At 41.5% G+C, this 21,516-nt stretch carries 20 protein-coding genes; 13 read left to right on the top strand and 7 right to left on the bottom strand.

Features of this window, described 5'->3' with window-relative positions:
* Nucleotides 1-28: 28 nt before the first annotated feature.
* The 13 genes from lpdA to Q7P33_RS05745 all read left to right on the top strand — a co-directional run bounded on the left by lpdA (nt 29) and on the right by Q7P33_RS05745 (nt 14,293).
* The gene (lpdA, locus tag Q7P33_RS05805) at nt 29-1,426 is read left to right on the top strand and encodes a dihydrolipoyl dehydrogenase (protein WP_303868317.1); all 1,398 of its coding nucleotides are present in this window, start codon (nt 29-31) and stop codon (nt 1,424-1,426) included.
* 186 nt (nt 1,427-1,612) lie between these two features.
* Nucleotides 1,613-2,632, top strand: coding sequence for a lipoate--protein ligase (locus tag Q7P33_RS05800; RefSeq protein WP_303868315.1), 1,020 nt, complete (start codon nt 1,613-1,615; stop codon nt 2,630-2,632).
* Nucleotides 2,633-2,861: 229 nt separating this feature from the next.
* Nucleotides 2,862-4,367, top strand: a complete 1,506-nt coding sequence (gene glpK / locus Q7P33_RS05795; protein WP_303868313.1) for a glycerol kinase GlpK — start codon at nt 2,862-2,864, stop codon at nt 4,365-4,367.
* A 100-nt stretch (nt 4,368-4,467) separates the two neighbouring features.
* A complete protein-coding gene (locus Q7P33_RS05790) occupies nt 4,468-5,967 on the top strand; it encodes an NAD(P)/FAD-dependent oxidoreductase (protein WP_303868311.1) in 1,500 nt (499 codons plus the stop codon).
* Nucleotides 5,948-7,225, top strand: a complete 1,278-nt coding sequence (locus Q7P33_RS05785; RefSeq protein ID WP_303868310.1) for an NAD(P)/FAD-dependent oxidoreductase — start codon at nt 5,948-5,950, stop codon at nt 7,223-7,225. The genes Q7P33_RS05790 and Q7P33_RS05785 overlap by 20 nt, the downstream gene beginning before the upstream one ends.
* 17 nt (nt 7,226-7,242) lie before the next feature.
* Nucleotides 7,243-7,611 carry a DUF1667 domain-containing protein gene (locus Q7P33_RS05780; RefSeq protein WP_303868309.1) on the top strand — a complete coding sequence of 123 codons (369 nt, stop codon included), beginning with the start codon at nt 7,243-7,245 and terminating at the stop codon, nt 7,609-7,611.
* Nucleotides 7,612-7,616: 5 nt separating this feature from the next.
* Nucleotides 7,617-7,949 carry a cupin domain-containing protein gene (locus Q7P33_RS05775; protein ID WP_303868307.1) on the top strand — a complete coding sequence of 111 codons (333 nt, stop codon included), beginning with the start codon at nt 7,617-7,619 and terminating at the stop codon, nt 7,947-7,949.
* A gap of 132 nt (nt 7,950-8,081) precedes the next feature.
* On the top strand, nt 8,082-8,834 hold the full coding sequence (locus Q7P33_RS05770; RefSeq protein WP_303868306.1) for an SDR family NAD(P)-dependent oxidoreductase: 753 nt from the start codon (nt 8,082-8,084) through the stop codon (nt 8,832-8,834).
* A 553-nt stretch (nt 8,835-9,387) separates the two neighbouring features.
* A complete protein-coding gene (locus tag Q7P33_RS05765) occupies nt 9,388-10,329 on the top strand; it encodes a PHP domain-containing protein (RefSeq protein WP_303868304.1) in 942 nt (313 codons plus the stop codon).
* Between the two features lie 80 nt (nt 10,330-10,409).
* Entirely contained in the window at nt 10,410-11,045 is a 636-nt protein-coding gene (locus tag Q7P33_RS05760) for an HAD family hydrolase (RefSeq protein ID WP_303868363.1), read from the top strand.
* A gap of 23 nt (nt 11,046-11,068) precedes the next feature.
* Nucleotides 11,069-11,788: a deoxyribose-phosphate aldolase gene (deoC, locus tag Q7P33_RS05755; protein ID WP_303868303.1), complete on the top strand. Its 720-nt coding sequence runs from the start codon at nt 11,069-11,071 to the stop codon at nt 11,786-11,788.
* Between the two features lie 114 nt (nt 11,789-11,902).
* Nucleotides 11,903-13,444, top strand: a complete 1,542-nt coding sequence (locus Q7P33_RS05750) for an FGGY-family carbohydrate kinase (RefSeq protein WP_303868302.1) — start codon at nt 11,903-11,905, stop codon at nt 13,442-13,444.
* 99 nt (nt 13,445-13,543) lie between these two features.
* On the top strand, nt 13,544-14,293 hold the full coding sequence (locus Q7P33_RS05745; protein WP_303868301.1) for a GntR family transcriptional regulator: 750 nt from the start codon (nt 13,544-13,546) through the stop codon (nt 14,291-14,293).
* Nucleotides 14,294-14,337: 44 nt separating this feature from the next.
* Here the strand turns inward: Q7P33_RS05745 and Q7P33_RS05740 are convergent, their stop codons facing one another.
* From Q7P33_RS05740 to Q7P33_RS05710, 7 genes are all read right to left on the bottom strand, one after another.
* Entirely contained in the window at nt 14,338-15,525 is a 1,188-nt protein-coding gene (locus Q7P33_RS05740; protein ID WP_303868299.1) for a DHHW family protein, read from the bottom strand.
* Nucleotides 15,526-15,535: 10 nt separating this feature from the next.
* Nucleotides 15,536-16,936: an MBOAT family protein gene (locus Q7P33_RS05735; RefSeq protein ID WP_303868298.1), complete on the bottom strand. Its 1,401-nt coding sequence runs from the start codon at nt 16,934-16,936 to the stop codon at nt 15,536-15,538.
* 9 nt (nt 16,937-16,945) lie between these two features.
* Complete coding sequence (locus tag Q7P33_RS05730) at nt 16,946-17,416, bottom strand: DUF4358 domain-containing protein (RefSeq protein WP_303868297.1); 471 nt, start codon at nt 17,414-17,416, stop codon at nt 16,946-16,948.
* A gap of 12 nt (nt 17,417-17,428) precedes the next feature.
* Nucleotides 17,429-18,193: a GDSL-type esterase/lipase family protein gene (locus tag Q7P33_RS05725; RefSeq protein ID WP_303868295.1), complete on the bottom strand. Its 765-nt coding sequence runs from the start codon at nt 18,191-18,193 to the stop codon at nt 17,429-17,431.
* 200 nt (nt 18,194-18,393) lie between these two features.
* On the bottom strand, nt 18,394-18,756 hold the full coding sequence (locus tag Q7P33_RS05720) for a DUF1667 domain-containing protein (RefSeq protein WP_303868293.1): 363 nt from the start codon (nt 18,754-18,756) through the stop codon (nt 18,394-18,396).
* The gene (locus tag Q7P33_RS05715; protein ID WP_303868283.1) at nt 18,756-20,021 is read right to left on the bottom strand and encodes an NAD(P)/FAD-dependent oxidoreductase; all 1,266 of its coding nucleotides are present in this window, start codon (nt 20,019-20,021) and stop codon (nt 18,756-18,758) included. Before Q7P33_RS05715 ends, Q7P33_RS05720 begins: the two co-directional genes overlap by 1 nt.
* A 2-nt stretch (nt 20,022-20,023) precedes the next feature.
* Nucleotides 20,024-21,496 carry an NAD(P)/FAD-dependent oxidoreductase gene (locus Q7P33_RS05710; RefSeq protein ID WP_303868282.1) on the bottom strand — a complete coding sequence of 491 codons (1,473 nt, stop codon included), beginning with the start codon at nt 21,494-21,496 and terminating at the stop codon, nt 20,024-20,026.
* Nucleotides 21,497-21,516: the final 20 nt, after the last annotated feature.

Genomic DNA, 21,516 nt, shown 5'->3' with positions numbered 1-21,516 from the left:
CCCCGTGATTCAGTACAGGAGATAAAGAATGAACAAGTTTGATCTAATAGTTATCGGAGGCGGTCCGGGGGGCTATGTGGCAGCGATTTACGCTGCCCAGAAAGGCCTAAAAACTGCTTTAGTTGAAAAAGCCGATCTCGGCGGTGTTTGCCTGAACTGGGGCTGTATTCCTACCAAAGCGTTGGCAAAAAACGCCGAAGTCCTTCGGACAGTTAAGGAAGCCGATAAATATGGAATTACTTTAAACACTAATAGTATCAAGGCAGATTATGCAGCAGCTCAGAAGCGCAGTCGGGAAGTTAGTGGCAAATTAACGATGGGTATCAAGAGCCTAATGAAGAAAAACAAAGTCACTGTTTTTAAGGGCGAAGCCAACCTGATCAATGGTGCCAGTCTTAAAATCATGCCTACTGGAGAAATACTCGAAACCAAAAATATGATTTTGGCTACCGGGTCGCATGCGTTCCGCATTCCTGGAATTGATTACAGTAATCCCAACATCATGACGTCAAAGGAAGCACTACAGTTGACTGAGGTCAAAGAGGGCGATCAGATTGTCGTCATCGGAGCGGGTGCTATCGGAATGGAATTTTCCAGTATTTGGGACAGTTATGGTGCCGAAGTAACGGTGATCGAAATGCTACCACATCTGTTGCCGAACGAAGATGCAGATGTCTCCAAAGAGATGGAAAAATCCTTCAAAAAACGCGGCATCAAATATAAACTCGAAACAAAGGTTAGTTCAGTTGCAGCTGAAGGAAGCAAGCTAAAATTGGTCATTGATGAAAAAGGAAAAACTGAAACCATTACCTGTGACCGACTACTTGTTTCAGCCGGGATCAGACCAAATGTTGAAGGTATCGGATTGGAAAAGGCAGGTATCAAACTCACTGATCGTGGTTACGTACAAGTGGATGATAATCTAAAAACGACTTGTCCATCGATTTACGCTATTGGTGATGTGACGGGAAAACTGGCTCTTGCCCATGTAGCTTCAGCTCAAGCCCTGGCAGCCGTTCATGCCATTCTTAAAGAACCGGTTAAACAATTCGATTATGCGAATATGCCACGCTGTACTTACACCTACCCTGAAGTTGCAAGTGTTGGTTTGACAGAAGATCAAGCCAAAAATTCAGGTTATGATGTTAAAGTAGGAACCTTCCCGATGGTGGCAAATGGAAAATCCGTCGCAATGAATGAGACGGGCGGTTTTGTCAAAATAGTTGCAGATTCTAAATACAATGAGATATTAGGCGTGCATTTTATTGGGGCTCATGTCACTGAGTTGATCAGTGCGGCGGCTTCATATATCGATCTTGAATTTACTGCTGATGATATTGCGCAAGTGGTGCATCCTCATCCGTCAGTATCGGAAGCGATCATGGAAGCTGCACATGCTGTGGTGGGACATGCCATCCACATTTAGTTTTGTCTTCAAGTAATATAGTTAAAGAATTTGTGGGGATGCTGTAGATGTCGACTTGAAAGCTGAGAAGCATCCCCGGCAAACTCACTTAGAATGTGTCACAGGATGTCTGTGTGTTGAATAAAAACGATAAAACTGAATAACTATTTCTAATTGAGTTGGTTTTAATACCAAATCTTTGTACAAGTGATTAAAACTAATCGAGGTGTGTTGATGATGCATTTATACTGCAGTGAATCCACTGATCCCTACTATAATCTAGCATTGGAAGAATATATTTTCTCGAATGTTAAACTAGATAAAGGTTTGTTTATGCTCTGGCAGAACGACAACGCGGTTGTAATTGGCCGAAATCAGAATGTAATGAAAGAGATTAATCTTCAATATGCCAGTAAAATGAATACTCGAATCGCCCGGCGAAATACCGGCGGTGGCACAGTTTATCACGACCTCGGAAATCTGAACTATTCTTTTATTCAGGATTGTGACAGCAGATACAGTATTGATTTTAAACAATTTGCCGAACCGATTCTTGATGCGCTTAATCTGCTTGGTGTTCAGGCCGAATGTAACCATCGTAACGATTTGGTCATTAATGGCCGGAAGTTTTCGGGAACTGCACAGACGGTTAAAAATGGTCGGATGTTGCATCACGGAACACTCCTTTTTAATTCCGATTTAGATTTTGTACGCAAAGTACTGGCTGTAAAAGATGAGGTTGTTCAGGGTGGCGGGGTAAAATCGGTCAGGAGTCAGGTTACCAATATCAGTGAGCACTTGCTCAAGTCAATGAGTGTTAATCAGTTCTGTGATCATCTGATGGCTAGCGTTAGTGCGAAAGAAACGACTGTTTTTTTACAACTGACTGAAAAGGATTACAGAGCAATTGAGGCACTGAAAGATTCAAAATACCTGACCTGGGATTGGACATATGGCAAGGCCCCGCATTACAAAATACAAAAAGTCCGCAACTTTGGAGGTGGCAAATTAGCGCTGGCGATGAGCGTTGCAAAAAATGGTATTATCGATTCGATTACAATTGATGGGGATTTATTGGGACCCAGCAACATTAGTCAATTGGAAAAACTCTTAACAGGGAAACGATTAAGAAAAGAAGATTTGCAGGAAGTGCTCAGCTATTGTGAAGTCAGTGATTACATCACCAACTTAACTTCGCAGGAATTGCTTGAAATTCTTATGTACTAGCGTTAAAAATTTTCGTAATGAAGCGGCGTAAAGACACTTTATCACGATGATCTTTAATATCTTTTGGGATTAACAAAAAAACAGATTAGGAATATCATACAAAAAATACGTACTCAAATTTCCAGATCCAGTCGACAAATCAGGTGAGTGTTTGCCAGGAAATGGAAAAATCAAAATCGAAAAAATGCAATCTTCTGCATTTTAATAAATGAAAAGGTGGTAAAAACGGATGAAGGAGTATATTTTAAGTATTGATCAGGGGACTACAAGTATTCGGGCGATTTTCTTTAACCATGACGGAGATATTGTCAGCGTTCATGCAAAAGAATTTGCACAGTTTTATCCAGACTCAGGCTGGGTAGAGCAGGATCCAATGGAAATGTGGGCCGTTACAGGCGAAGTTATTGAAAAAGCGATGGCAAAATCCAACATTAAAGAAGAAGAAATCATCGCTATCGGAATCACCAATCAACGGGAAACTTCTATCGTGTGGGACAAAAATACTGGCGAACCAGTTTATAATGCCATTGTCTGGCAGGATCGCAGAACAGCGGAATACTGTGACCAGTTAAAAGCCGATGATCCTCAAATTGAAGGTATCGTCAGAAATAAAACCGGCTTAATGATCGATTCTTATTTTTCAGCTACCAAGGTCAAATGGATCCTTGACAACGTTGAAGGTGCCAGAGAACGTGCTGAAAAAGGCGATCTGATTTTTGGAAACGTTGACACCTGGATTATGTGGAAGTTAACCGATGGCAAGACCCACGCTACCGACTACAGTAACGCATCAAGAACACTATTATACAACATCAACGAACTGAAATGGGATGAAGAATTATTAAAAGTCTTTACTGTTCCCGCCAGTATGCTGCCAAAAGTACAGGAAAGCAGCAGCGATTTTGGTGTTACGGCTAAAATCTTTAAACGGGCGATTCCAATTACCGGCGATGCCGGCGACCAGCAGGCTGCAACCTTTGGACAATGTTGTTTCAAAAAAGGGATGGCTAAGTTCACCTATGGTACTGCTGGGGTTATGACCGTAAACATTGGCGAAAAACCCTTCCTCTCAAACAACGGTTTAACCACCACGATCGGTTGGGGTTTAAATGGAAAAGTAGAATATCTCCTCGAAGCCGTTGCTTTCTCAGCTGGTTCGGCAATTCAGTGGCTGCGGGATGAAATGGACATGCTTGATGAATCCCCTGACTCTGAATTCTTTGCAATGAAAACAAAAAAAGTAGCCAATTGTGGCGTATATTTTGTACCGGCATTCACCGGATTATGCGCACCATACTGGAACTCTTACGCACGTGCCGCAATTGTTGGGATTGAACGGGGCACCACTAAAAACAATATCATCAGAGCAGTACTTGAATCACTCGGTTATCAAACCCGTGATATGTTCGATGCTTTCTCAGAAGATTTGGGCGAAAGATTATCAATCCTTAAAGTTGATGGTGGAGCCTGCAACAACAACCTGTTGATGCAATTTACGGCCGACATCGTCAATGTGGACATTGAAAGACCGGACAATACTGAAACAACTGCTGCCGGGGTTGCCTATCTGGCAGGATTAGCTGTTGGCTTCTGGAAAGATCAGGATGAAATCGTTCAGAAACGAACAGTTGACCAGGTATTCCATCCACAAATGGATGAAGGCTTACGTTCAGACCTCTACAAAGGCTGGAAACGGGCAATCAATTCCAACCTTTGTTGGGCAAATGATCGTTAAAAATTATACGAATTAAACTAAATTTGGGCAACGTTGACATGTATCTCATGTAAACGTTGCCTAACATAAAAAAGAAAATTAAGAATATGGAGGTGACACCATGAAAACAGAGGTTTTAATCATTGGTGGTGGTGTAATTGGTGCTTCCATTGCACATCAACTGGCAAAATATAATCTGGATATCATACTGGTGGAAAAGGCAAGCGATGTGTGTATGGGAACGAGTAAAGCAAACTCGGCAATGGTTCATAGCGGTTTTAATATTGATGGTGGCACATTAAAAGGCAAATTAGCATTAGCAGCAAATAAAGTTATTAAGCAATTATGTGAAGATCTGGACGTTGGTTTAGTGAAACCGCTGGGGTCAATCACAGTGGGATTTGAAGAGTCCGATCTAGAAAAAATGAAGAAAACCATGGAAAACGGAATAAAAAATGGCATTCAGGGGATGAGACTATTAAATCAGAAAGAATTACATGAGATGGAACCCCACTTGAATCCAGAAGCAAAATATGGCCTGTTCGAACCCGAAACTGGAATCATCAATCCTTTTGAATATACAGTCGCTTTAGCAGAAAACGCCGTAATCAACGGAGCGAAGGTGATGCTGGACACAGAAGTTCTGGATATTATGATTGAAAACAAAACTGTAAAAGGTGTTAAAACAAATAAAGGCGATATCGAAGCCAAAGTAATCATTAACGCAGCCGGTTTATATGCCGATAAAATTGCAGCGATGACCGAAGAAATTGATTTCGAAATTAAACCCCGAAAAGGACAGTATTTTCTCTATGATAAAAAATGGCGGGATATCCTGACGTACACCATCTATTCAGCACCAACGAAGGTTTCAAAGGGAATGATTGTAGTACCGACGATTGATGGTAATATTCTGGCAGGCTCCAATGCCGAAGCGCTCGAGGATAAAACGGATCTGAGCACAACAGCCGAGGCCCTCGATCAGATTTATACCAGTACAATTTCACACCTGTTTCCGGAATTGCCAAGAATGGGCGATGTGATTACTACCTTTACTGGTCTGAGAGCAGCCAGCAGCAATGAAGACTTCATTATTGAAGCGGCGAAAACCGTAAAAGGTATGATTAACGTGGCAGGTATTCAGTCACCGGGCTTAACCTCGGCACCAGCAATTGCTGCGATGGTCGAGGAACTGGTTCGAGAGCAGAATCTGGAGCTGGACTTTTCACCAAAAGCGAACTACGAAAAAGGACGAAAAACACCAGTTATGTTAACGGAATTATCCTATGAAGAAAGAAATGCTCTTATTGAAAAGAATCCAGATTATGGTGAAATTATCTGTCGCTGTGAATCAATCAGCAAGGGTGAGATCAAGGATGCGATTCACCGACCGGTTCCAGCAACCAACATGGATGCCATAAAACGCCGGGTTCGTGCCGGGATGGGGCGTTGTCAGGGTGGTTTCTGTGGACCTAAAGTTCTCGATATTCTCAGCCACGAGTTAAATATCTCCCCACTTGAGGTGACTCAAAAAGGCAAAGAATCCTTCGTGCTTGCTTCCAGAAACAAAGAAATACCTTTAGCAGAAGGAGATCAAAAAAATGAAAAAATTAGAATATGATCTGGTTGTCATCGGTGGCGGCCCTGCCGGTTTGGCAGCCGCATTGGAAGCCAGAAAAAATAATGTTAGAAAAATTTTGATTTGCGAAAGAGCGCCTTATCTTGGCGGGATTCTGCAGCAGTGTATACATAATGGCTTTGGTTTACAGTATTTCAAGGAGGAGCTGACTGGACCGGAATATGCCAGCCGATTTATTGAAGAAGTCGAAAAGTCAGATATCGACGTGAAACTGGGCACGATGGTAATGGAAATCCTCGACGATAAAAAAGTTATTGCGGTCAACCGTGAAGACGGTATGTTTGAAATTAACACCAAAGCCCTGATTTTGGCAATGGGGTGTCGGGAACGAACCCGTGGGGCGATCACCATACCGGGCAGTCGTCCAGCTGGAGTCATGACCGCCGGGACTGCGCAGAGCTATGTTAATCTCGAAGGCTTTATTCCGGGCAAGGAAGTTGTAATTTTGGGCTCAGGTGATATCGGTTTGATTATGGCAAGACGTTTAACCTTAGAAGGCGTCAATGTTAAAGGAGTCATCGAATTAATGCCTTATTCAACGGGTCTAATCCGAAATAAAGTACAGTGTCTCGATGATTTCAATATCCCGCTGCTCTTAAGCCATTCGATTGTTGAAATTCATGGTAAGGAAAGACTTGAAGGCGTAACCATTGCCGAGGTCGATCAAAACCTCAAACCGATCAAGGGGACTGAACAGTACATCAGTTGCGACACCTTGCTACTGTCGGTGGGACTGATTCCGGAAAATGAATTGTCCAATAAACTGGGTTGTGAAATCGATAAGGTCACCAGAGGACCAGTGGTAAATGAAAAACGGATTACCAACATTCCCTGGGTGTTTGCTTGCGGTAATGTGCTGCATGTCCACGATCTGGTCGATAATGTAACTCAGGAGGCCGAGATTGCTGGTCGAGCTGCCGCCGATCTGATCAATCAGAAGGCTGCTGAAGCTGAAAAGGATGTAATTATTACCCATGACCAAAACATTGGTTATGTGGTTCCGCAACATATTGATGCTCTGAATAACAAGGAGAAAACAGTTAAATTTTTCCTGAGAGTCAAAAATCCGGATGAGGACGTTCGTCTAATTGTCAAAGATAATGAAGATAAAACGTTGATGAGTATAAAAAAATCAATTGTTGAACCCGGAACAATGGTGACATTCAATTTACCCCGTGAATTTGTGACGAAGGATACTTCATCAATAAATATTTCGATTGCCCGGGAACTGGCAGAATAAAGATGGAGGAAAAAAGCATGGAAGTAACAAAATTAGTTTGCATCGGTTGTCCGAAAGGGTGCAATTTGACCGTTGAACACAGTGGAAAGGAAATTGATAAAATATCGGATTATGGTTGTAAAATCGGTCTAGAATATGCCAAAAACGAGTTTACTGAACCGAAACGAATTATTACAACAACCGTCAAGATAAAATCCGGTGATCTACCTTTTGTCCCAGTTAAGACCAAAGATCCTGTCAAGAAAGAAAAAATCTATGCAGTCATGAAAGAAATCAGTGAATTGGAGATTGAATCACCTGTCCGTGTCGGAGACGTTGTGGTCGCCAACATCGCCGGAACTGGGGTTGATCTGGTCTGCACTCGCAACATAAAAAAAGTTTCCTAACAGAGATGCAATACCAGGTATATTTGAAGGATGTTGATGAAATTATGCGGCCGGATTATATCAGTCAATATCTTGTCAATGAAAAAAATGGTTGTGTTAGCGGGTGCAAAACCGGTGTCAGTCAACATATAAGAACAGAATATCCGGAGACTCATTCTCATGATGACCAAGAAGGATTTTTCGTATTGTCCGGAACCGGATGGGCCAGGGTTGCAGATCAGGAGTTTAAACTCGAACCAGAAACGGCATTCATTGTTCCAGCTGGTGTTGAACATACGATAAAAAAAGATCAGGATTCTGAAGCGGTCAAGGTGTTTTGGTTTCATGCAGCGATCTGATCTGCCAAGCTGAGTTAGCGCCTTTGTTTAAAATAATTGCTTTGAAAGGATAGATTCATACATCATGTTTTAACATCATATTGTCATACAAATCATTTAGAAAGGACAGAAGAAAATATGGTTAATGTTAGTATGGAAAACAAAGTAGTGATTGTTACTGGTGCAGCTAAAGGGATTGGCCGTGCGATCGCATTGAAAATGGCAGAAGCCGGTTGCCGTGGACTTGCAATCAATGCGTTACGCATTGATGAGCAAACGGAAACATTAGCCCAAGAAGCGCAAGCCCTCGGGGCAAATGTTTTATTGATGGCAGGGGATATGAGCAAGGAAGAAGATGTAAAAAAACTGATTGATACAACCACTCAGAAATGGAACGGTCTGGATGTGATGATCAATAACGCCGGCATTGCCAAAGCCAATGATTTGTTCAATACATCTACGGATGATTGGGATCAGGTTGTAACGGTCAATATGCGTTCAACTTTTCTTGGGATGAAATTTGCTGCCGCCTACATGAAAGATCATGGTGGTGGTAGTATTATCAATATGGGTTCAATTGCCGGTATCACCGGCGGTAGTACCAGCCCCGATTATGGTGCATCAAAAGCCGGAGTTCTGGCGCTGACAAAATATGGCGCCAAATTTCTAGCTCAATACGGCATCCGTGTCAATGCACTGGCACCGGGGACGATTAATACTCAAATGATCAAACGAAATTTTGAACACTTGAAACCTGAAGAACTGAAAGCGCGATTAGCGGCCATACCAATGGGCCGAATGGGAGATCCGGAAGAAGTTGCTAATGTAGCACTTTTCTTTGCATCAGATCTTTCAAGTTTTATAACCGGAGATTCATTAATGATCACTGGTGGAAGACATACCTGAAAAACGAATTGGCAGTGACCTGTTTTATGTTTATATGGACTTGCTGAAATAGTCCTTTGTCATAGCACGTCATAATTGGTTCGATCACAAGTGAATCAATCCAAGCGCCGAAATAACGATTTTCTCTGAAATCGATATGATCATAGATTTTCAGTAGATAGATGAAACTTCGAGATATACTTGGACAAATTTAAGCATTATGTCGTTGACAACGATGTGAAAATGAAGCCCAACTTTTGAAGTTGGGCTTTAATGATTCTAGATAAAGATACATGTTAGTAACTCTTTTTTTGTCATCGTTTTTTTAAGAAATGTGGTATAATTAAACAAGGTAATTATAACTCGTGATGAGTGTGTATGATGAGTTATAATGATAGTTGGTTACCATGATTTTTGTTGATGCGAAGGAGGCTAAACTTTTTCAAAAAACATTGATTAGTTAACTGTCTTTATGAAAGTGCTTTTCATGGTAGCACAATAATATGAAGTATTTACTAAAAAAGAATTGCAACGATAAATTGTTTAATTTATTCAGATGGATTAGAGAGGTAAAATGATGACAATAAAACCAAATTATATCGTAGATTTACATAGTCACACGACACGATCAGATGGAGCGGATTCGCCTAAAGAATTTATTTGCAATGCGGCAGCACTAGGGATGAAGGTAATTGTGATCACCGATCATGATATTCTTCCACCGGATCGTATCGAAGTCAATGGTGTGATGGTGGATCCTGTTGTTTATGCAGAAAAAAAAGGAATGAAGCTCCTGTTGGGAATCGAATTCTCCTGCGAAACACTGGTAGAGGATGTTCACATTGTGGTATTGGGATGTGATTATACAAATCCAAAGATAATTGAAATAAATCAAAAAATCGTTAACAGCAAAATCTACTCTTATCAGAAACTATTAAGTGTATTGGCGGATAATGGCATTGATATCAGCTGGGATGAGGTTATCAATTATAATGATATACCCCGGAACCCCGAAGATGTCCAGAAAAAAGTAATTTTCAATTTGATGGCCGAGAAGGGCTATACTAAAACCTGGAGTGAGGCAAAGTTATTAATCAGAAATAACCCGGCATTCAGTGTGAAACGGGAAAAACCTGACCCGATTGATATTATCAATATTGCCCATGAAAGTGGTGGGATTGCCATTTTGGCACATCCTTATCTGATCGATGAGACGGTCATGACCAAAGATGGCTTGATGTCTCGAGAAGCGTACATTGATAAACTGATTGATGCCGGATTAGATGGTATTGAAGCCTGTTATACCTATGATAAGACCACATATAATGGCCCCTTATCAAAAGAAGAGATCATTACTAAAGTTAAGTCAGTGTATTCAGATCGGGTTAAGATCATTTCTGGTGGGTCTGACTATCACGCTGACTATAAAAAAACCGATAAAAATGTCAGAAACATCGGCGAGTGTGGCGTTACCCTGGAATATTTTAACAGCAATGAGCTTTTGAGTAAGCTGTGAATGGTTGTTAATTAATTAGAAAGTTTTAGTGGAGGCGGGTTATGATAATAAAAAACAAGGAACCGAAGGTATAGCAGTATCTGATTTTTGATTTAGATGGAACCTTGGTAGATTCTTGTCCAGATATCATCGAGACGATAAAGTATATCATTGAGCGGTATAGTTTTGAGCAGAAAGATGATGCCTTTATTCGGAGCTGTATAGGCGGGGGGGCAAGAAATGTACTAATAAAGACCCTCGGCAAGGATAAAGAAATTTTGATTGACCAGGAAATACTGCCTTTATTTATTGATTACTACACCAAGAACTGTGATAAAAAAACCTATGCGTATGCGGGTGTGGAAGAGGTATTGGACTACTATAAACATGTGGGCAAAGCATTATCAGTGGCTACCTTTAAAATCAGAAGTGCAACCGAAAAAATCCTAAAAACACTAAAGCTTTATGATTATTTTGACATATTAGTAACGGCGGATGATGTTAAAAATCCCAAACCGCATCCTGATTGTATTCATTCGATTCTTTCGTATTATAATTGCCGAAAAACTCAGGCGATTCTCATTGGAGATACCAAAACCGATTATCTTACTGGTACGAATGCAGGCATTGATGTTTGTGGTGTCACTTTTGGATATGGCTCTCCTGAGGACGTAAGGTCATTAAGTCCAACCTATGTTATTGATCGTATGGAAGAACTTGAAAAAGTTGTTTTATAAATTTAACTAGGAGGTAAGATGGTATGGTTGATTTATCAAAAATGGATAAAAAAGCCGTGGGAAAGTGTTTCGATCACTCAGTGTTGCCAAAAAACACCACTGAAGCTGATATTCGGTCTGGTTGTCGAGAGGCAGTAGCCTATAACTGTGCGGCATTTTATTCGGCTACTCCCTATTGGACCCCTGTAGTGGTGGACGAACTGAAAGGAACAGACATTCATATTGGAACAGGATTGGATTTTCCTTTTGGCGCATCGGCATCAATCGTTAAAGCTTTTGAAACGGAACAGGCAGTAAAAGCGGGTTGCACCGTATTAGATCTTGTCATGAATGTTGGGGCTTTGAAAGACAAACGATACGATGTGATCAAAGGTGAATTGATGGATTTCAAAACTGCAGCTCAGGGGCATATCACCAAGTGCATTATTGAAACCTGTTTTTTAAGTGACGAAGAAATAGCGGCAGCCTGCAAACTGATTGCAGAAGTTGGCATTGATTATGCCAAAACCTCAACCGGTCAATTCGAAGGACCCAGTATGGAACAATTTTTGATTATGAAAAAGACGTTGGCTGAAACCGATGTTAAGCTTAAGGTTGCCGGGGTTAAATTCCCACGTCCTCAAAATGCCTATGTATTTATATTGGCTGGAGCTGATCTTATCGGTACACGCGCTGCGGTTGCGATAATCGACGCCTTTGATCAAATGCGTGAGATTGGAGTGGTACCCCAATACAATGGCTAAGCCAAAGCGATCATTTTCATCACATTGCTGAGCAAAATTCCCTTTTACTAAGCATAATATTAAATTAATTCATGGTTTAGAAGTTAATTTTTATTATTAAAGGAGAATTTGAATATGGGTAAGTATTTAATCGGTATTGATGTGGGAACAACTGGCACAAAGGCCATGATTCTTGACAAAAAAGGCCAGATCTATGGCAAAGGATATGGAGAGTATCCCTGCAACTATCCAAACCCCAACTGGGTTGAGCAGGATGTGGATTTACTGGTTGAGGAAACCTTTAAAGCCTGTAAACAAGCAGTTACATCATCAGGCGTTGATCCAAAGGAAATTGAGGCAGTTGGATTTTCTTGCCAACGGGCAACATTTACACTGGTCGATAATAATAATCAGGCGATCGATAATATTTTTTATGGCTGGCAGGATAATCGTGGTGCTGAGGTTTTAGAAGAAGCCATGGAACTGGTGGATCCCGATACTTTTTTTAGAAGCACTGGTATGCCAATGGCACCTACCTTTACATTTATCAAATTGTTATGGTTAATGAAGAAACGACCAGAATTATATGAAAAAACCAAGTATGTGGCGATGATGCCGGAATATATCCAATATTGTTTTGGTGCAGATGATTTTTATTGCGAAGTGACTAATGCCTGTACATCTGGTTATCTTAATCCGAATACAATGAATTGGGCTGACAACATTATTGATGCTTTTGGTTTTGATAAAGCAAAATTTCCCAAACTCGTCAAACCTGGTGATATTGTCGGAAAAGTGACACCTGCCACGGCGGAAAAGACGGGTCTGGCAGTCGGTACACTACTTATTGCCGGTAGTGGAGATCAACAATGCGCAGCAATCGGCGCAGGCGTTATTGAGGATGGTTATGCATCGTTAACACTGGGGACTGCCGGACTTTTAGTGGTTGGTACAAAAAATTTGGTCTTGGAAGACGTTCCAGGAGTAATGGCAACCTCATCGGCGTCATTGGGATTATATAATCTTGAGGGAATCCAACTGGGTGCTGCCAGCAGCTATCGATGGGCAAGGGATGAGTTGGCTGAAATTGAAGTTGCATTCGGAAAAAAAACGGGGATTGATCCGTATGAAGTAATGGATTATCATATTCAAAAAAGTCCGGTCGGATCAAAGGGAATTCTTTTCATGCCATTCTTGACCGGATCTGGTTATCCTTATTGGAATCCTGAAGCAAAAGGGATTTTTGCGGGACTTACGTTCGCACATTCTAAGAGTGATATGATTCGTTCGGTTATGGAAGGTATTACCTTGGAAAGTAAGGACATGTATGAAACCATGAAGAAATCCGGATTGGTTTTAAAACAACTTGCGATTACCGGCGGAGCGACAAAATCTGGATCATGGCGCCAGATTATTGCAGATATGTTTGGGGTTCCAATTCGCAAACTGGAAATCCCTGATGCCACCATTGTAGGAGCGGCAGTTATAGCAGGTGTTGGTGCCGGGTGGTTTAACGATGCTGCTGAAGGTGTCAATTCAATGGTTCATTATCTGGAGACCATTGAGCCCGTACCTGAAAACGTTAAGAAGTATAACGACATTTATGATATATACAAAAATTTGTATAGTGCACTAAATGATAATAGCATCTATTCACAGATTGCAAAATTAAAATAAACAGAAATAAACCGAATTTAGTGGATCACTCTTTCAATTAGATTGCGTCTATGATAAAATGAGAGATATTTTGCTAAATAAGCTGCACAAAAGAGTTTTATGGAAGGAAGTATTGATATGTACAAAATAAAGCGAGAAAACCCAAAACCATTGTACATACAATTGGAAGAGTTAATCCGCAATAACATCGAAGAAGGCATTTGGAAGCCAAATACAGCGATACCATCTGAGAGTGAGATGAACCGTATTTACGGTGTCAGTCGAATGACAATACGTTCAGCATGCTCACAGCTGGTACAGGATGGCGTTCTCTATCGAGTCCCTGGAAAAGGTACCTTTGTTGCAGAACCCAAGATCATGACAGAGTCACTGGCTTATATGGGATTTAGAGAACAATTGGAACGAATGGGGTATGAGATCACCACGGAGCTGTTAAATGTTACAGAAAAAGAGGCTTCTATATCTGTTGCAAAGCGCTTGCAATGTCCACAAGGCGCACCAATACTTGAAATTCAGCGGTTGCGGTTTTTAAAAGGTGAGCCGATCAGTCTTCATTATTCTCGGATTCCTTTTGATTTAGGAAAGAATCTCAGTGAGCATGCGCTTGAAGAAGAACAACTTTGCGTACTTCTGGAAAAAGAGTGTAATTTGAAACCCAGCCGTGTTATTGAAACGTTCGAGTCGGTCACAGCCTCAGAAAAAGAAAGTAACCTGCTAAAAGTACCGCAGGGATATCCATTGCTTGTTTTGGAAGATATTCTTTTTGATAAGGAAGATAAACCTTTTGAATATTCAAAAGTAGTCTTTCGGGGTGATAAAATCAAATTAAAATATGAGTACCGCAATTAATGTCAAAAAAGGGTTCCGCCAGACTGGTGGAACCCTTTTTAATGTTAGTCATCATTTAAAAACGGTTCCAAGGTGGTATCCCGGAAAAAAGTGTTGGCATTAAACAGGTATAGTACATCGGTAATCTGAGCATCTGCAATCAATTCATCGATACTATCATAGTAATAGCGGGGATCAATAACGGTAATTTCGCTATAAAATGGTGTTAGGAAGGGGATGAAAGCATTGGCATAAGAATCCTTGATAACCAGCAGATTTTTGCTGTTGGCTACCGGATTTTTTATTTTAATCAATGGATGGTTACCGGATAGAAAAACGGCATACTTATCCTTTTTGTTGAGTTTTTCGCTATCAAATAGTGAAGTTGATTTTTTTTGTTCTTCGATAAAATTCACTATGGAATAGGTGTCTTCATTTTTAGGGATGTAGACTTCAATGGTGTCCGTGACAAAGGTCAGGTAGCCACTTTTGGATGCCAGGGCTCCAGAAAATGAATGGCTGACTGGATAAACTGCATAAGCATCCGGTTCGGGGGTGATTCCCATGGCATTGGCAACGCCTTGAAATGACAGCCAGGCCCCCAGAGTAGTCCAATGATGATCCGTCTTATAGTATAACTGTTGATCCAAATTCTGATTAAGAATTGGTCGGGGATCAAGGATGGTTAGCTGCTGACTTAAACTGGCAGTAAAGCTGTCAATATAGGTGTTTTGGTCCAAAACAGGAGCATATGCCGGCAGTTTGTCATCAGTGACACTAATCGCATTGGGAACCAACATAAAAAAGTGATTTAGATCGGGATGTTTTTCGACGAACGTGTTAAGTGCAGTTTTTGTCTGGTCCGTTGTATCAGACGGTAAGGGATCGAAGTTTTCAATCAGCGTAGAATTTTTGCCATAAAATACCCCGTTCGAGATATTCTTTCCAATGATGCGGTCGGTGCTGGTTTTGGTGTAAATCCAAAAATTCCGGCCGATTAGTTGATCAGCAGTATATTTCTGCATTTTTTTCATATAGCGTCCATCCATCACACTATCCGCTGAAAAACGGGGAAATTGGGTTAAAATCCGGTTTTCATTTGCAGATAGCTTGGTATCCGGCAAAATCAGTGAAGCCAGGGGAAAAAAGACAAGACTGCCGATGAAAAGCAGACCCAATAAGTTGATGTATTTTTTATAGAAGAGTGAATGGGAGTATTGATCGTGATCCCGGTGGTTATCTTGTTTTCGCATAAGGCCTCACTTAAAATCTGAAATACAAAAAGGGATTATATGTTTCTGTAACTAAATAAGCGATGGATAAAAACATAATCAGGCTGTTCAGTCCCAGACCAAAAGGTACGACCCAGTTTTTCTCACTACGAATCAGTTTAGTATAACGCTGATGGACGATGGGAGTTGAACAGACACCGCAAATTAAAAATAGAATAAGACTGGTATACAGGTAATAAAGGCTGGTGGTATCAATTAAGGATGAACCAGCAATAAAAAACATCACTCGGAGATAAGACAGGGCATATCCCATATCTGGACTGGCAAAAAAGACCCAGCCGATCACGACCAATAGTAGCGTATATGCGTGCTGGATGAACGTGGGCAGTTTTTCGAGAAAATGACTTAAAAATACTTTTTCGGCAAAAAGAATCAGCCCGTAATAGCCGCCCCAGATGACAAAATTCCAGCTGGCACCATGCCAGAGCCCCGTTAACAACCAGACGACACTAAGGTTGAGAAATAATCTGGGGATGGCAACACGATTTCCACCGAGTGGAATATAAAGGTATTCGCGAAACCAGGTGCCCAGTGATATATGCCAGCGTCGCCAGAATTCAGACACGTTTCTGGAAATATAGGGGTAATTGAAATTTTCCAGAAATTCAAAACCGAACATTTTCCCCAAACCAATGGCCATGTCCGAATAACCGCTGAAGTCGAAATAGATTTGAAAGGTAAATGCAATAATTCCAATCCAGGCCGTGAGGACGGACATTTCGCCCACATCCATGGCCGAAATAAGGGTCCAGACATAACCAATGTTATTGGCCAATAGGACTTTTTTACCAAGTCCCTGGATAAAACGTTCTACGCCAATTCCAAACTTTTCCTGATTCATCACCCGATCTGAAAGCTGGTCATCAATGTCCTTATAACGGACGATGGGTCCGGCGATCAGTTGGGGAAACATGGTGACATATAAGCCAAAGGAAACAATGTTTTTTTGAACCGGAACCTTACCCAGATATATATCAACCACATAAGATAGTATCTGAAAGGTATAAAAAGAAATCCCAATCGGCAAGGGTAAAGGTGTATATGGGATACTCAAACTAAAAAGTTGGTTAATGGTATCCAACAGAAAACCCCAGTATTTAAAAAAGAACAGAAAACTCAGATTTACAATGACGGTAAAAATAAAAATCCGCTTACGAAAGTAATGGGGCTTTTTTTCCATGAAGATCCCCATACCAAAGTCGAAGACAATGGTGAATAGCATTAGGAATACATAAACCGGTTCGCCCCAGGCGTAAAAAAACAGACTGACCAGAAGCAAGATCAGGTTTTTTCCCTGTTTGGGGACAACGGCATAGAGACCCAGTGCAATGGGTAGAAAGCCAAATATAAATAAGATGCTGCTAAATACCATGGTCGCTCCTTACTGAATAGTTTTTATGCTTTTGACAAAAGTGTCTTTTAGTACGGTCGCATCCGGTGACACGCAATAAAAAAGCGTGTTGCCGACAATTTTGAGCTCATAATTTTCAAGCAGGGCAACCTGATCAGGTCCGTAGCCGCTAAAGCTTTCTTGTTGCATGGTGTTTCGGGTATCGACAGCAGCCTCAACCAGATCCAATTGAGCTGAGTCGGCAACTTTTACCACCAGAATTTCGGAAACGTCCATATAATTGGCCGGAACGTAAATCAACACTTCTTGAAAGTCGTTGATATTGAGACCGTAATACCGTTTTAAGGCTTTACCATCGCCTTTTGTCATTCCGTTAAGGTTTTGGGAAGCAGCCAATAGATCAGTTTCTACTTGTGATAAGGGAGCCTGTTCAGCAGTTTGACAGCCAAAACAGGGAAGAATCAGTATTAAAATAACTAGCAGTACAGCATATTTTTTCATAAGCTTCCAATTCTATAACAGATTTTTCAGATCACTGTTATTGACCAGGGTATCCATCCAGATAGGGTAAAATTCTCGGATCACATGAATCCCGTCCTGATCATGATATTGCGGATTATTTTTTAAATAGGTATAGGTGTCAATATAGTGGACATTTTTACGCTTGGCCATTTCAGCCAGGGCGGTATTATAGCTCTCGATCTGACTGAACTCTGGGTTTTCTTTCAGGGCTTCATCAGTAACCGGGAAGATACTGCAAATATAGATTTGGGTATTGGGTAATTGCAGACGTACCGCATCGATGATTCTTTCATAATGACTGATAAAGGATTCCAATGTATTGTCGGGATGACTGATATCATTAAGCCCCAATTCAAAAAAAACATAACGGGGAGCCAGATTAACCAGATTGGGGATATCTTCGAGACTGGTTTCGGTGGATTTTCCCATTACCGCCACTAATGAGGTTGGGCTTAAAAAGCCGTACAAACCGAGACCTTCAGCGATGGAATCACCAAAAACAACTGCATTACCAAACAAAGCGGAATAATCTCCAGAATCGACGGCTTTGCGCTTCATATAATCAATTTTTTCTTCCATGCTATAAAGGTCACGGTTTTCTAAGGTGGTTAGGGCCTGAATTCCTTCAGTTACCTTAGCGTTTTCTCTGGCGACGCTTTGATAATGAATAAACAGGACGATGATAATAATGACACAGGGAATTAGAATGAAAACTGCCAGGTTTTTATTAAAAGGGTGTAGTTTTTTTTTATACATGAAAAGGCACCTTTAAAATAGAGAATTTGTATAGTTAAACATATCATAAAAGATGGTCGTAATTCAATGTCTGTTTTGTAACAAATTAATATTTTGTTGTTACGAATATAGTGAGTGAAAAATATGAGTGAGAAAAAAAAGAGCTGAAAATAATCGGTGAGATTATCTTCAGACTCTTTGAAATGCTTAGATCAATGGGATTAACATTTGTCCATGGTTCTGGTGGCGACCACATCAATACCAAGACCTAAAAGATCCTTGATGACAACATCTCCGGTTTTAATGGGGGCTTCCACAACCACCTGGTTAATTACAGCCATGGCATCAAAAATCTGGCCTTTCGGAATCGGTTCCGCCGTCTTAACAGGCAGACGGGGTAGCATGGCGTTTTTGATGACCACGGTGGTAGGAATTACCCGGGTGGGGTTAGTCATTTCATTGATGGCATATTTAGGGCCACGTTTACAGGTATTACCGGTGACCTCGTAGGTACCATCAGCTTTTTCTTCAATCGTCATTTGGCACCCGATGGGGCAAACAATACAGGTCATTTCTTTTTTCATTATTTGGCCTCCTCTACGACAAATCGGATTTCTCCGGCGGGATATTGAGCTAAAATATCTTTTGCAATTTTAAAGTTTACCATTTCAGCGGGCAGTAATTTCTTTTCTTTTTTGGTGGCGATTAACTGATCACCGATATAGGCGTTTACGACCTTATCTTTAAAGACCTGACGAACCCGCATATAGAAGGTAACCTTGTCTTCAACATTTTTCATGGCAACTTGTTGGGGAACAACATAGCCAATGCCATCGCCGTTGGTGGTGGTGAAGGTAATCTCATTATCAAGCTCGCCTTTGATGAATTTTGCGGCACCCTTACCGGCAAGAACGGCTTCTTCGCTGACAAAATCCACCAGGTCATGAACATGAACAACATTGCCACAGGCAAACACACCAGGCATCGAGGTTTGACGCAGTTCACCGACAATGGCACCGTTCGTGCGGTTATCCATGACAACCCCGGCATTGCGGGTAATTTCATTCTCGGGGATTAATCCAACAGACAGCAACAGGGTATCGCAGGGAATGTATTCTTCAGTACCAGGGATTACTTTGAGTTTTTCGTCAACCTTAGCAACGGTGACACCTTCCAGACGATCCTTACCGTGGATAAAGGTGATGGTATGGCTTAATTTTAAGGGAATATCATAGTCATCCAGGCACTGAACAATATTACGAACCAAACCATTGGAGTAGGGCATCAGCTCACAGACTGCCTGAACATGGGCTCCTTCCAAGGTCATTCGGCGGGCCATAATCAGTCCGATATCACCAGACCCGAGAATGACCACTTCTTTACCGGGCATAAAGCCTTCCATGTTAATAAACCGTTGGGCCGTACCGGCAGTAAAGACGCCGGAAGGACGGTATCCAGGAATTCCAATCGCTCCGGAAGTTCGTTCCCGACAACCCATGGTTAAAATGACAGCCTTGGCTTCAATAATCATGTACCCGTTTTCTTCATTGATGACGTGAATGGCCTTAAGATCGCCATTGTCGTGCATATCAAGAACCATGGTATCCAGCATATAGGGGATATTAAGATCTTTGACTTTCTGAATATAACGTTCGGCGTATTCAGGGCCAGTTAATTCTTCATTAAAGGTATGTAAACCAAAACCGTTATGGATACATTGGTTAAGAATACCACCGAGTTCCCGGTCTCTCTCGAGGATCAGAACATTTTCGGCTCCACCGTTTTTAGCTTCAACAGCAGCAGCTAGCCCGGCAGGGCCGCCGCCTAAAATTACAACATCATAAATCATGATTATGCTTCCTCCTTAACAGATTTTGTGTGACCGGAAAGGATATAGGCAGAATCCTGTTGATCATACATTACATCATCCAATGGAACATTAAGTTCCCTGGCCAAAATTTCAACAACACGGGGTGAACAGAAACCTCCCTGACAACGGCCCATTCCGGCGCGGGTTCGTTTTTTTACCGCTTTAACACTTCGGGCACCGGCGCTACGGTGAATCACATCAATGATTTCGCCTTCGGTAATGGTTTCGCAGCGACAGATGACCTTACCATATTTCGGATCTTCTTTGATAATTTCTACTTTTTCTTCTTCGGTCATTTCATCGAAACGCAGATGTTTGCGGACTTTTGGATTGTAATCCGGGTTTTCTTCAAGATGAGGGATCATTGGCTTGACAATGTTTTCAACCACATGGTGAGCGACGGCCGGAATTGAGGTGAGACCGGGTGATTCGTAACCAGCAACATTGATAAAGCCACGCACTGGTGATTCTTCAATGATAAAGTCTCCATCTGTCGTAGTATAGGTGTCTCTTACCGGAGTGTTACGCAGACCGGCATAGGAGCGAATGATCTTATTAAACGGCAGATCAGGACAGTTTTTCAGGGCGTTTTCTTTGATATAATCGAGACGTTCGCCAGTAGTGGCAATGTCGCCCTTATAAGAAACCGGTTCGGCATCTGGGCCAATCAAAAGATTTCCATGAACAGTTGGAGCCACCAGAATTCCTTTGCCCTTTTTAGATGGACAGGGGAAGATTACGCTGTTAACCAGCGAGCCGGCTTCTTTATCAAAAATAAAATAATGTCCTTTTCGGGCCAGAAGTTTAAAATAGGGTTCACCGACCATTGCATATATATTGTCAGCAAATAACCCGGCGGCATTGATGACATATTTAGCTTCCACATTACCGGCATTGGTAATGATTTCGAAATAGCCATGGTGGTTTTTAATATCACTGACCATATGGTTCATTTTCAGGGTTACACCATTGTCGACAGCGTTTTCAGCAGCGTGAATACATAGTTCAAACGGCGAGACAATACCTGCGGTAGGCGCATATAAGGCACCGCATATATCTTCATTCAGATTGGGTTCCATGGCATGGACTTCATCTTTAAATAAAATCTGGAGTCCGGGAACACCATTTTTCAGACCATTCTGATACAGTTCCTGAATGGTTGCCATCTCATATTCATTGTGGGCAACAACCAGAGAGCCGCAACGTTTAAAGGGAACATCCAGATCTTCGCAGACCTTTTCATACATGATGTTTCCGGGAGCGTTGAATTTTCCCTTTAATTTTGAAGCTGGAGCATCAAATCCGGCATGGACAATGGCAGAATTGGCCATGGTAATCTGATTTCCAACATCATTTTCTCCATCCAGTAAAACGATGTCCAGTTTGTATCGGGTTAATTCCCGAGCAATGTAGGAACCGGCAATGCCAGCTCCAATAATGGCGATATCATACATAATATATTCCTCCTAAGAAC

This window comes from Acetobacterium wieringae (genome assembly GCF_026646375.1).
Lineage (GTDB): Bacteria > Bacillota > Clostridia > Eubacteriales > Eubacteriaceae > Acetobacterium > Acetobacterium wieringae_A.
The sequence above is the reverse complement of the archived record's forward strand: the minus strand, read 5'-3'. Positions and strand labels throughout refer to the sequence as shown.

What these genes read in the sequence shown, in the direction of transcription:
- lpdA (WP_303868317.1), top strand. Translation starts at nt 29, where the DNA reads ATGAACAAGTTTGATCTAATAGTTATCGGAGGCGGTCCGGGGGGCTAT.
- glpK (WP_303868313.1), top strand. Translation starts at nt 2,862, where the DNA reads ATGAAGGAGTATATTTTAAGTATTGATCAGGGGACTACAAGTATTCGG.
- Q7P33_RS05790 (WP_303868311.1), top strand. Translation starts at nt 4,468, where the DNA reads ATGAAAACAGAGGTTTTAATCATTGGTGGTGGTGTAATTGGTGCTTCC.
- Q7P33_RS05785 (WP_303868310.1), top strand. Translation starts at nt 5,948, where the DNA reads ATGAAAAAATTAGAATATGATCTGGTTGTCATCGGTGGCGGCCCTGCC.
- Q7P33_RS05780 (WP_303868309.1), top strand. Translation starts at nt 7,243, where the DNA reads ATGGAAGTAACAAAATTAGTTTGCATCGGTTGTCCGAAAGGGTGCAAT.
- Q7P33_RS05775 (WP_303868307.1), top strand. Translation starts at nt 7,617, where the DNA reads ATGCAATACCAGGTATATTTGAAGGATGTTGATGAAATTATGCGGCCG.
- Q7P33_RS05770 (WP_303868306.1), top strand. Translation starts at nt 8,082, where the DNA reads ATGGAAAACAAAGTAGTGATTGTTACTGGTGCAGCTAAAGGGATTGGC.
- Q7P33_RS05765 (WP_303868304.1), top strand. Translation starts at nt 9,388, where the DNA reads ATGATGACAATAAAACCAAATTATATCGTAGATTTACATAGTCACACG.
- deoC (WP_303868303.1), top strand. Translation starts at nt 11,069, where the DNA reads ATGGTTGATTTATCAAAAATGGATAAAAAAGCCGTGGGAAAGTGTTTC.
- Q7P33_RS05750 (WP_303868302.1), top strand. Translation starts at nt 11,903, where the DNA reads ATGGGTAAGTATTTAATCGGTATTGATGTGGGAACAACTGGCACAAAG.
- Q7P33_RS05745 (WP_303868301.1), top strand. Translation starts at nt 13,544, where the DNA reads ATGGAAGGAAGTATTGATATGTACAAAATAAAGCGAGAAAACCCAAAA.
- Q7P33_RS05740 (WP_303868299.1), bottom strand. Translation starts at nt 15,525, where the DNA reads ATGCGAAAACAAGATAACCACCGGGATCACGATCAATACTCCCATTCA.
- Q7P33_RS05735 (WP_303868298.1), bottom strand. Translation starts at nt 16,936, where the DNA reads ATGGTATTTAGCAGCATCTTATTTATATTTGGCTTTCTACCCATTGCA.
- Q7P33_RS05730 (WP_303868297.1), bottom strand. Translation starts at nt 17,416, where the DNA reads ATGAAAAAATATGCTGTACTGCTAGTTATTTTAATACTGATTCTTCCC.
- Q7P33_RS05725 (WP_303868295.1), bottom strand. Translation starts at nt 18,193, where the DNA reads ATGTATAAAAAAAAACTACACCCTTTTAATAAAAACCTGGCAGTTTTC.
- Q7P33_RS05720 (WP_303868293.1), bottom strand. Translation starts at nt 18,756, where the DNA reads ATGAAAAAAGAAATGACCTGTATTGTTTGCCCCATCGGGTGCCAAATG.
- Q7P33_RS05715 (WP_303868283.1), bottom strand. Translation starts at nt 20,021, where the DNA reads ATGATTTATGATGTTGTAATTTTAGGCGGCGGCCCTGCCGGGCTAGCT.
- Q7P33_RS05710 (WP_303868282.1), bottom strand. Translation starts at nt 21,496, where the DNA reads ATGTATGATATCGCCATTATTGGAGCTGGCATTGCCGGTTCCTACATT.